This window comes from Streptococcus infantis, from assembly GCF_047465525.1.
Taxonomy (GTDB): domain Bacteria; phylum Bacillota; class Bacilli; order Lactobacillales; family Streptococcaceae; genus Streptococcus; species Streptococcus infantis_R.
The window spans coordinates 1-11,338 of record NZ_JASGZS010000041.1 but is presented as its reverse complement, the minus strand read 5'-3'; the positions used below and the strand labels follow the sequence as shown (position 1 = coordinate 11,338).

The 11,338-nt window shown below is 31.8% G+C and carries 7 protein-coding genes and 4 pseudogenes; 4 read left to right on the top strand and 7 right to left on the bottom strand.

What is annotated here, in order from left to right:
- Nucleotides 1-314: 314 nt before the first annotated feature.
- The 3 genes and pseudogenes from QM374_RS10205 to QM374_RS10195 all read right to left on the bottom strand — a co-directional run.
- Nucleotides 315-1,295 carry an N-acetylmuramoyl-L-alanine amidase family protein gene (locus QM374_RS10205; protein WP_414311667.1) on the bottom strand — a complete coding sequence of 327 codons (981 nt, stop codon included), beginning with the start codon at nt 1,293-1,295 and terminating at the stop codon, nt 315-317.
- An 18-nt stretch (nt 1,296-1,313) separates the two neighbouring features.
- Nucleotides 1,314-1,442 (bottom strand): hypothetical protein, encoded by a 129-nt coding sequence (locus QM374_RS10200; protein ID WP_374702227.1) that lies wholly within the window; start codon nt 1,440-1,442, stop codon nt 1,314-1,316.
- A gap of 3 nt (nt 1,443-1,445) precedes the next feature.
- Nucleotides 1,446-2,258, bottom strand: a pseudogene (locus QM374_RS10195) (trypsin-like peptidase domain-containing protein); the annotation flags it as partial.
- Between the two features lie 608 nt (nt 2,259-2,866).
- Here QM374_RS10195 and QM374_RS10190 point away from each other — a divergent pair.
- Nucleotides 2,867-4,095: pseudogene (locus QM374_RS10190) on the top strand (IS110 family transposase).
- 155 nt (nt 4,096-4,250) lie between these two features.
- Here the strand turns inward: QM374_RS10190 and QM374_RS10185 are convergent.
- The gene (locus QM374_RS10185) at nt 4,251-4,421 is read right to left on the bottom strand and encodes a PhrA family quorum-sensing system peptide (RefSeq protein WP_268717994.1); all 171 of its coding nucleotides are present in this window, start codon (nt 4,419-4,421) and stop codon (nt 4,251-4,253) included.
- Nucleotides 4,422-4,611: 190 nt separating this feature from the next.
- Here QM374_RS10185 and QM374_RS10180 point away from each other — a divergent pair, with 190 nt between their 5' ends.
- Nucleotides 4,612-5,475, top strand: a complete 864-nt coding sequence (locus tag QM374_RS10180) for a helix-turn-helix domain-containing protein (protein ID WP_301559674.1) — start codon at nt 4,612-4,614, stop codon at nt 5,473-5,475.
- 290 nt (nt 5,476-5,765) lie between these two features.
- Here the strand turns inward: QM374_RS10180 and QM374_RS10175 are convergent, their stop codons facing one another.
- Together QM374_RS10175 and tnpA are read right to left on the bottom strand one after the other, a co-directional pair.
- Nucleotides 5,766-5,942, bottom strand: a complete 177-nt coding sequence (locus QM374_RS10175; RefSeq protein ID WP_180364268.1) for a hypothetical protein — start codon at nt 5,940-5,942, stop codon at nt 5,766-5,768.
- 864 nt (nt 5,943-6,806) lie between these two features.
- A pseudogene (tnpA, locus tag QM374_RS10170) lies at nt 6,807-7,263 on the bottom strand (IS200/IS605 family transposase).
- A gap of 389 nt (nt 7,264-7,652) precedes the next feature.
- Between tnpA and QM374_RS10165 the strand changes: the two are divergent.
- Nucleotides 7,653-8,894, top strand: coding sequence for a glycine hydroxymethyltransferase (locus QM374_RS10165; protein WP_301560224.1), 1,242 nt, complete (start codon nt 7,653-7,655; stop codon nt 8,892-8,894).
- Here QM374_RS10165 and QM374_RS10160 read toward each other — a convergent pair.
- Nucleotides 8,878-11,157: a tetratricopeptide repeat protein gene (locus tag QM374_RS10160; RefSeq protein ID WP_414311666.1), complete on the bottom strand. Its 2,280-nt coding sequence runs from the start codon at nt 11,155-11,157 to the stop codon at nt 8,878-8,880. The two genes, QM374_RS10165 and QM374_RS10160, sit on opposite strands and share 17 nt — an antisense overlap.
- A gap of 91 nt (nt 11,158-11,248) precedes the next feature.
- Here QM374_RS10160 and QM374_RS10155 point away from each other — a divergent pair.
- Nucleotides 11,249-11,338 (top strand): annotated as a pseudogene (locus QM374_RS10155) (integrase); the annotation flags it as partial.

Genomic DNA, 11,338 nt, shown 5'->3' with positions numbered 1-11,338 from the left:
GTGGTTAATATGAAACGAATTATGGCCTTAATAAATACAAAATAACCGAGGAATTCGCTCAAATTGATGAGTGATTCCTCGGTTTTCATTTCATTAAAAGTAAGAGAGCTCCTTTTTCAGTGGGCTTTCTGATGATAGTGTTATTTTTTGACTCTATAAAATTTGTAGAAATTTAATCCATCACATAGATTATACAATTTTTCAAACACATATAAAAACTTCCTTAAAATTATTTTGAATTACAAAAGAGAGAATCAATCTGACTCTCTCTTTTACTATGTTAAGTATCAACTACAGTTTACCATTAGCCTTCATTACTTAACCCATTCACCATTATAGTTTACGTAGTAACCACCTACTGTGGTATTAACAGCTAAAGCTCCTGAACCATAGGCATAGTACCATTTACCATTGGCTTGGAACCAACCTGTCTTCATATCTCCATTACTTGCATTTAGGTAGTACCAAGTTGAACCATCTTTCACCCAACCGGTAGACATTGCACCTGATGAACGAAGGTAGTACCAACTGTTAGAAACATAAGCCCAACCTGTCTTCATATCTCCATTTTGAGCATCTAGATAATACCAAGTTGAACCATCTTTCATCCAACCAGTTGCCATTGCACCTGATGAACGGAGATAATACCAGTTATTATCTAGATATTGCCATCCTGTTTGCATTGCAGCAGTTGTTGTATCTAGATAATACCAGCTTGAACCGTCATATATCCAACCTGCACGTCTTTCACCACCAAGATAGTCTTTTCCTAAATAACCTGTTTTTGCTAAGTAGTACCAGTTGGATTGATCATAAAACCAACCTGTCTTTAAAGAATGATCTTCATCAAAGTAATAATTTGCATATTTAAGAACTTCAGGACCTTCAAATGGCTCACCATACTCTTTGCCAACATTTAATGAATCCTTAGCATCTAATTCCTTCCAACCAACATATTCTTGGAGACTTCCATCTTGTCCAAAATAGTACCACTTGTGTTGAAGGCCTATTTCATTAACTGGTTGGTTATCTAATAAATTATCACGATAACCTGTTCCAGGAATTTCTAAGTATTGCCATCCAACTACCATTTCTCCTTTATTACCAAAATAGTAAGTTTTTCCGTCTATTTTATGCCAATAGATTGCTTTATGATCATCTTTTACATAATATTTTCTATTGTCCTTATCAACAAATTGGCCACCTGTGGTATCTGCAAATACTGTATTTGTAGCTAACAAACCAAAGAAAAATGCTGTTAGTCCAACTTGCATAGTTTTTTTCAAAAGTTTCATTTATATACCCCTCCAATATTAGATCCACTCACCAGATGAAGCGAAATTATAAACTTTACCATCGATAGTTTGGCTACCTGTAACCATTGCTCCAGAGGAGTTGAGATAATACCAATTTTCTCCTACTTTTATCCAACCTGTTTTCATATCTCCATTAGTAGGATCTAAATAGTACCATGTTGAGCTATCTTTATACCAACCAGTCTTCATGTCACCATTGGTCTTATCTAAATAATACCATCTTCCTCGTACATATTTCCAACCTGTGGACATTGAACCAGAGGTTTCAAGATAATACCATTTGCCATTTATACTTTGCCAACCTGTTTGTTTAGTACTGTTCTTATAATAGTACCATGTACCACTAATCAATTTCCAACCATCAATAGAATGTCCTTGAATAACAGAGTAGATAAATGATAAAGCCTTTTCATTTAACTTAACAGCAGAATTCATCTGTCCAGCAGAACTACCAGACACATGAACACCAATCAATCTAAAACTGCTGTCATATACGCCAGCTCCACTAGCACCTCCTAGAGTATCTATTTGATACATTAGAAAATCTCCAGTATCTTTTACAATATCCTTAGAGTCAGTATACATTTGCTTAGCACTATTTACAGCAGGATATCCAGTAATAGTAGCCCCTGTACCTGAAAGATTCCCTAGGTTATTCGGAAGCCCCAGTGTACCTAATTGAGCGCCAATTGGTTCTTCCAAAATCAAAACTGCTAAATCATACGTAGTAAGCTCATTTGAAGCTGTGTTTTGAAATTCTTTTAGATAACGAACTTCTTTTACCTTTATTTTTCCTACAGGATTTTCGTTCGGAGTAGCCGCAGGGATAACATATACAGAATCCGCCTCTGTTCTAGAATCACGATCATAAACAACATGAGCTGCTGTAACCAAAACATTATCTCTTATGAAACTAGCACTGCCTCTAAAACTAGCATTCATACTATTAAATTCTGCTTCTACGTAAGCTGACGTAGAATACGGATACTGTAAAGTATTCTCAATTTTAACTAAATCATTTTTACCAATAATGACTTCTGACTGATCTGTATAATATTTACCATAAGTCGGTGAAATATCTGGAAGGGAAAAATTATTAGTTCCTGGACTCTCTTGTAAAGTTTCACTTACCTCATATTCTTCACCTGTATTAGAAATAACAGTCAAAGCAGATACTGTAGATAACTGACTAGCCAATAAAATACTAGCAATAATTGAAATACCGAATTTGCGATAAAATGTTTTCTTCATTTTTATAATTCATTCCTTTCGTTTCACTCAAGGCACAACACAGAATAAAAAAGTGTTGTGCTCTTTATTTTGTTTTATAATAATAGTGAGAAAGCCTATCACTACTACAAATCACGGGGAGGGGAATAAGTGAGTGGTATAGCCACTACCTCGCATTTTTATAGGTGTCATTCTTTCCATCAAGCACAACTAACTGTGACTAGGAGCACGTACACTTATAATTGAATAAGCGACTCGTTTGTGAAAGGAAAGGATAGTCAAGGGATAGGCAGACTCAAATTTGGTGAAGGGAGACTCTCGTGTTAAAAATTATTTATCCTAATTGTTGTGGTATTGATGTGCATAAAACCTTTGTTATATAGGTTATTACCATCACCGACAAGCAAGGAATCACAACCTACCATCGTAAACGTTTCTCAACTTTTACAAATGGTTTAGTACAGCTACGAGATTGGCTAGAATACTATTCTTACTTTGATGTCTGTATGGAATCCACAGGTAAATATTGGATGCCTGTCTTCAATATCCTTGAAAAATCCTGCAACATTTGCTTGGCTCACCCCAAGTATGTCAAGGCTATCAGAGTAAAGAAGACCGATAAGAAAGATGCACAGTGGATAGCCGATCTCTTAAAGCATGACTTGGTTGCTTCTAGCTTTATCCTACCTCTTAAAATCAGACAACTCCGAGATCTGTTTCGCTATTTCATAAAATTAACACAACTTCAAGTTAGCGAGAAGAATCGTTACCAGAACTGTCTGACTTGGTCTAATTTTCAGATTGCAAGTATAGTTTCTGATGTGTTCGGAAAAAGTGCTCAGGCTATTATTCAGAGCATCCTTGACAATCAAGAGGAGAAACCAGACATTAAACAGTTGGTTCACAAACGAATGAGGATAAGGTGCAAGACTTGAAAATCGCTATTGAAGGTGATGTGACACCTGAACAAGCTGAGAAAATCAGAATCATCAAGCAACACTATGATGCACTTGCCATCTGTAAAGAAGATTTAGAAACCATGATTCGGAAACTCGGACAAGAACACCAAGAACAGGTCAAGCTAATCCAAACCGTGTCTGGTTTCAAAGAGGAACTATCTGCCCTCAGAATACTCTCTGAAATCGGAGCTGATATGACTGTTTTTAATACTGCGGATAAACTCTGTTCTTGGTCTGGATTAGTTCCTACCAACAATGAAAGTGCAGGAAAGAAATTTTCTACTCGTATTTCGAAAGGCGGTCACTATCTAAAACCTTTTCTTGTTCAAATAGCTAACGCCGTGGTTAAATCAGAGAAGCACCCTGAATTACGAAATAAATATCTCAAACTCAAGAAAGGATGCGGGCATCAAAAAGCTATCATCGCTATTTGTCGCAGATTATTGGTTGCCATCTACCACGTACTTTTAAAACAGGAGAGTTATAATCCAAGATTACAAGGTCTTACAGAAATAAGAAATCCAGATAAGACAATGTCTCTTCAAGACGCTATTCGCTTCGCACAGAAACATAGATTTAACGTGCTTTAATTTTAAAATTTAGGTGTCAAGACCTCTTTTTAGTATACCCAAAATTTGGAGAAATAAGCAATCAACTAATTTTTATTTTTTTTAAACTTGCCCCTACAATTTTTTATGAGTAATAAAAGCGAATATACTAGAGACTAATTCTATTCCATTATTCTTTAATCTGCCTTTCCAACATCAAGTCCATTCGATCTTTCTTGTGATTGTACTCGAACTTCCAATTGTCTATTCTTCTGAACAAACTGTTGATAGGGAAGTGTATTACCAAATGCAAGAACACTTAGTAATACAAATATAACTATTTTTTTAATTCCACGATTTTTCCTCATCTTATATTGTGAACCTCCTTTCTTTCCACTCAATTCTAACACGTATATGAAAACTAGTCAAGTTTTTTATGTTACTTTGAACTTTTTTTTATTTTTATCACCATAAAGAATATTTTATTCCTTTAACTTGCTATTTTGAACTAAAAATTTTATAATAAAATTAAGCAAATAGGAAGGTTTATTATCTTTAATGAATACACTCGCAGAGAAATTCAGATTAAAAAGAAAAGAGTTGAGACTCTCCCAACAAACTCTTGCAGAAGGAATTTGTGAACAAAGCCAGATTAGTAAAATTGAAAGAGGTCATTTTATTCCCTCCGCAGACTTGTTATTCAAACTCTCTCAACGACTTGAAGTCCCTTTGGATTACTTTTTCAATGAACAAATCGAAGTTAAGTCTAACCTCTCTAATTTCAAACATCTATCTGCTCGCCTATTAGATGATAGAAATTATGACGATTTAGAATATCTTTATAAAATAGAGGTAGAACGAAGCACTTTTCTAACATTAGAAGACCGAACTTACCTTGAATGGATTAAATCTATAATTGACTTCTATCTATATAATCTTCAGTTTGAGGCCATCTCCTACCTGGAAAATATATTATCAAAAGTATCCTCAACTACTTTAATTTACTTAAAGGTATTGAACACTCTATCTAATTTTTATTCCTTAGTTGGCCGTGAAGAAGATTATGAAAAAAACTACGCTCATCTAATGGAGTTATATCAGACAAAAAATCTGGATTATCAAGAGTTTCTATTTGGTTACATCAGAGTCCGTCACAACTACGCTCACTATTTAGTATCAAAAGAAAAATATAATGAAGCTATTCAAGAAGCACTTAAAACCATTGAACTTTGTAAATTAAAACAAACAAGCTATCAACTAGCTCCTCTGCTTATTCTAGTCGGAAATGCTGGATCGCAATTTCTAGATAAGGAACAGGTTAAAAATTATTATATAGAAGCAAAAGAATTATGCAAGATTTATAACAATCCATTAATGCTAATGAAGATAGAGAATTATTTGAAGGAATTGGAGACTGATTAATTTATCCTATCATTAGAATTCTTCTTAAACTTGAAATAACCTCTAAAGCTAATAACTAGTTTGATTTAGTTTCACATCCTAAATTCGTGGTATTTTGTGGCTTTGTTTTATCAAGTATGTTGGCACATTTCTCTAATCTTCTAACTTTATTCGTAAAGATCAATGACTTCTCCAATATTCTTTGAAACATTTTTACTTCTAGCTCCACCTGTCCAAGTATTATAGCTACTGTCAGATTCATCTTAGCATATTCTTATCGGGCCAGCCTGCGATTTTATAACTCTGCATTATTAAGATTGAATAAAATCTCCGCCCCCTCTATTAAGTTGGACAAGCCCATCTTGATAATCTATAATCATCAACTCCAATTGAGCAATATCTTGAATCATCTCATCCTTAATCTCCTGGTAAGATTTATTATCAGTATCCAGTTCAATCAAAATGTTAAGTTCTGCGATTAGTTTCAAAGGTTGTTCGTCTACGTTTAGGAGTGTGTTTACTATCCTAAGAGAGCTAACGGATTAGTTCACACTCCCTCACATGTGACGATTTAATTCTGAAATTTCTTTATTATAGTAGTCTCTTGTGTAAAGCCACTGTAGGAATTGCTCAGCTCATCATCGTGAATATCCAGGTTACAATTTTCTATTAATACCAAGACGTCTTTTTGTCGCTGTAACTCATAAGACTGAAAAGATCTTCCTTAACCAACTATTCAGCCTTATGAGTAATATTTCTCTTCGTAAATTTAGTACTACTCTATCCCAAAAGGTTAAACCATATTCTCAAGAGAAATATAACTACTTAAATTCTACCAACTGTAAGAAGAATGACCCACAGGGTTTTATCAATCATGTATTCATCTCCGCTTCATTTATGATAGACCAAGCATATCAACTGTTGCAGCCTTTCCATCCGATGCACATTTAGCATCATGAACTGGACTCTGCTCAGGAGCTTATGAAAGTACTGGCATAAAGAAATCCTCACACATCACGCAAGGAAATCGATATATCAAACAGGCTTTGCCATGTCAAGATTGATTGCAGCACATTCTAAGGATCCAGCTTTTTCTTCTTTTTACAATCGAATTTCCCAAATAAAAACAAGATGAAGACGTTTATTACATGTGCTCATAAGATTCTTAGAATTATTTACAAACTACTCTCCACCAAGCAAACTTATAAAAATCATGACCACCGTCAAACGGGTGGTTGGTATTAGGACTATAAGCTAAATCACCAGCCAGCGCCTAAAAACGCTGCCTTTCACTCTTTGTTCAAAGCTCATTGCTCTTGACTCGTTACTTGCCTCTTAAAGAGGCTTTAGTATTACTTATCACTATCCCTAAAGGGATCCTCATATTCATTTATCTAGTACTATATCATGCTTTACTCGTTCCCAAATTTTCATACTTGTGAAGAAATCATCCACTGGATAATTTCTCTCACCTTGAATACATTTCTTAATTGTGGCTTCATTAAGCCCTACTTGTGCCTAAGAAATAACCTTCTGCCCAAAAGTACCGATTCCCAAACTTGTACTTGAGATTGGCGTGTTTATCAAACATCATGAGTGCTATTCTACCTTTTAAATAACCGATGAAACTAGAAATACTTACTAACACAATTACATAGTCTAGCATTAAGTGACCATCGATAATTTCAACTCCTTTATAACTAATATCTCTCATAAACTACTTCGATATTGATTATAGATGACTTCTCGTCTATACTTAGGCTTGAACATCCTTATTTTATCTCGTTTGGAGTTTTTGGGTATAACCATCGATACGCACCCACATAGTGGGTGTTTTTTTCGTCTCGCACTAGCGGAGAGAGACGAACTGAGAGTCATATAATAAAAAAGCCCGATTCAAAATCATTAGAGAATACAATTCTAAAATTGAAATTTTTCGTTCTAATTCTATGAAATCTTGATTTTCTAATAAATTTGTACTTATTTCCTTCAACCTATACAAATACCCCATTGTTTCAAGTTTGTAATTAAATCAAAAGTATTAGATATGATTTAAAAATCGTGTTTTAAGCTCTCGTTGATCAATATCATAGTTTGCTATTTAATTTTAACTAAAAAAATCATTATACAAATCAATCTACTAAAGATGAATTTATGGTATACTAACGATAATAAATAGTTATCGATAGGAGAAATAAGTGTATATAACTAATAAGTTTGAAGGAAAAATTTATCAGAGATTGAATAAAATTCTTGAATCATATAATCAAGATCAAAATAGTATCATAAATCTTGCTGCTTGTATTAGCTATCCATTCAGCGAAGTATTAAAAATACAAAGCTTTCCACTTTCTACACTTCCAACTGAAGGCGTTGTTGAAAAACGTTATTTTCCTCATTGTACTTCATTAGATGATATTGAAGTATATGCTGAGGAATTGTGTTGCAAACTCTTTAATATAAGGTCCAAAGATTATCGAGTTAGTTTACAACCAAATTCTGGAACTCAGGCTAATCAAATTGTTTATAATGGAGTTTTAGAAAGAGATGATTTTATTCTATCATTATCACCAAAAGACGGGGGGCATATTTCACACACTTACACAGGTAGAGGTAAGGTTATATATTATCATTTAGATAATAATTTAAAAGTAGATTTTATTGAACTAAGGGAATTATTAGAGCTATATAAACCCAAATTACTTGTTGTCGGTGCTTCATCGTATGGAAATGAGTTTAATTATAAAAAAATTTATAAGACGGTTAAAGAAACTAGTCCTGACACTCTCATATTGGCAGATATCTGCCATAGTGTCTTGTATATTATGGCAGATATTCATCAAGCAATTTTCCCTTTTGTAGATTTTGCTACTTTTACAATGGATAAGTGTTTACGTGGACCTCAAGGAGGTGTGCTAGTTTATCGTAGCTCTTTTGAAAGAGAAATAAGTTATTCTATTTTTCCTAGAACCCAAGGGGGTCCGACACAATCTGCATTATTTGCTAAATGTATATGTTTAATTAAATTATTGTCAATAGATATTCAAAGTTATGCTAAAGAAGTCCTTAAAAATACTCAACTGTTAATAGATTGCTTAACTAGCTATGGAATCGATGTCATCTATAAACAGTCAAAAACTCATGTTGTTTTAATCAACTTATCAAATCTAAACTTTAATGGTAAAGAAGCAGAGGAGTTACTTTTCGAGCATAGAATATTGGTTAATCGTAATCAAATTCCGAATGATAAATATGGTCCAATGACTACTTCAGGAATTAGGTTAGGAACAGTTGGTATTACAAATCTAGGATACACAGAGCCTGATATACAGAAATTAGCTGAACTAGTAGCTAATTTACTAAAATATAAACAATTCAACTACTCTATACACTCTGAACTCATTAGCAAATATCACAAACAGATTAATATCTCCAATTAGGAGATAGACCCAGACAAAAATTATAATTTTTATATGGAATTAGTATATAGTATTTAGTTAATCCATCCTTATAATTTTCAATATATGATTGATCATAAACAGAAGGAATATCACTAATTTGTTTTAGATTGTATACAACTTGAAATTTATACCAAGGATCATCTATTAGTGGAATTTCTGACTCAAAGTATCTTAAAGAATTCTGAAAATCTATAAGAGAAATATTTTCAGACACTAATTCAACAACTAATTTATTTAGTTTAAGCATACGAACATCTAAAGTTAAAGATTTAGGACACATTTGAAGTGATTTATTGATATATTCTAGAGATTGTTGATAATCTTTCTTCATTAGAAATAAAACTGATTTATTACAATATGATTCAAAAATTTCATTTGAATCATATTTTTTTAGTATTTTTTCTGCTTTGTTGAGATTTTCTAAAGCTAAATCATATTCTCTATTCCATGTATAAATGACTCCTAAATTATTATATACAGTTGCAACAGGAATATACTGCTCATTCACTTGAAAATACTCTAATGCTAATTTGAGATTTTTAGTAGCTTGTTCAATTGGAAAATAATGGGCAGAATTTCGTAAAATAATATAATAAAAATCATCTTTTTCTACTGCATTAAGAGTTTCATTAAGAAGTTTTATTGCTTCTTTATCTTTACCTAGATGTCCATAAGCGTTTAATTTATAGAGCAAATTTCCTGAGTTGTTTTCTAATTTTTCTAGTAAATTTAACGCTTCATTAAATTCATATAGTTGAATTAAAAATCTAGGATAATATAAATTTATATTTCCCGAATAATACTCAACTTTAAGATTTCTAAGAATTGTTAAACCATCATTAAAATTTGAAGTCCATTGATGTGAATTCAAAATATAATGTATATATTTCTCTGGTAATAATTCTATTAAATTAAATATCTTTTTACTCAAAGATACGATATAAAAATAAGAATTTTTTCTATACTCTATTTCGAGTAATTTTTTAATGTATTCTATATTTTGTCTTAACTCTTCAAGACTACTGATATGTATTAAGCAGTGAATTAAGTAAGCTAATTCACCACCTATTCCTATGGATAAGATAGTCTGTTCTAAATATATTTTAAGATTCTCTGTGACTAATTTAAGATCAGAATCAGTAGTTTGATTTAATATACTATTAACAATTGATTCATGTGATATTTTTATCTTATCATTTGTATCTCCATTAATGTATACAAAGCCTGCATTAATAAGAGCATTTAACGAATTCGATACTTCAGTTGTGTCCTCTATAATAGATTTTATGTAGTTAAAAACTATTTCTTTACTCATTCCAGCTGGAAAAATTGATGATATAATCAGAATATTTTTTTGAGTGTCTGAAAGTTTATTATAAATGTCAGAAATACTAAGTAGTTCTGAATTAGGGTTGTCTGCCAGTTTATTAATAATTAATTCAATTTCTTTATAATTTCCTTTAGTTAACTGCCAAATTTGATTTAACATGGTATTATCTAGAAAATCAATCTGATTATTTATTAATAATTTACACTCTTCTTCTGTCAGATAAGATAAATTTAATACATTAGAAGTATAATTATCTAATGTATCTAATTTATCAACTAAACTGACACCTTCATCAGTTCGATGTATTATGGTCAAAGAAATTCCTTTTTGAAGTGTGTTGAAATCATCTTCAAATTTTATTTTTATATTATCAGGTAAAAATTGATAATTATCAATAATTATGTTAACTCTGACTTTTTTTGAAATATTATAGAAGTAACGTAAATATAGATCACTTTCGAAAATTTCTTCTTTTATTTCAGAAATAACTTCCTCCCAAGGATAGTCAATAATTTTCTTATACGGAACGTTTAATGAAATTAGTGATTTGATAAGTTTAAAACTATGCTTCAATGTTAAGTTGGTTAGTTTTTGTTTTCTTAAATAATTTGAGAACGAATATTTATGTGGTATAGATAAACAAAGATTTCTCCTGAATTGAGTAGCTATATAAGCTCCTTTTAATAAATTTTCAAAAAATTTATTACTTTCAAATCCATCATTTGCAACATCAACATATAAAATAAAAATTTCTTTATTATTTCTATATATTTGTTGGCTAACTTCTTTAACTAATTCAGTCTTGCCACTGCCACTAAAACCATTTATAATGAATAAACTATTTTTATCATTGCTAGAATACTTAAAATGGTGTTTTAGCTGTTCTATTTCATTGTTGCGTCCATAGTACATAAATATTCTCCTATCGATAACTATTTATTATCACTATACAAAGCACCCAAATAAGTTTATAATAGCATGATTATTGATGAAGGAGATTTTCATGGATTATAAACTTATTTCTACTTACTTAGATTATTGCAAAACTCATAAACGTTTGAGTTCACATACGATTCGAGCTTATAAAAATGAT

What these genes read in the sequence shown, in the direction of transcription:
- QM374_RS10205 (WP_414311667.1), bottom strand. Translation starts at nt 1,295, where the DNA reads ATGAAACTTTTGAAAAAAACTATGCAAGTTGGACTAACAGCATTTTTC.
- QM374_RS10200 (WP_374702227.1), bottom strand. Translation starts at nt 1,442, where the DNA reads ATGAAAACAGGTTGGATAAAAGTAGGAGAAAATTGGTATTATCTCAAC.
- QM374_RS10185 (WP_268717994.1), bottom strand. Translation starts at nt 4,421, where the DNA reads ATGAGGAAAAATCGTGGAATTAAAAAAATAGTTATATTTGTATTACTA.
- QM374_RS10180 (WP_301559674.1), top strand. Translation starts at nt 4,612, where the DNA reads ATGAATACACTCGCAGAGAAATTCAGATTAAAAAGAAAAGAGTTGAGA.
- QM374_RS10160 (WP_414311666.1), bottom strand. Translation starts at nt 11,157, where the DNA reads ATGTACTATGGACGCAACAATGAAATAGAACAGCTAAAACACCATTTT.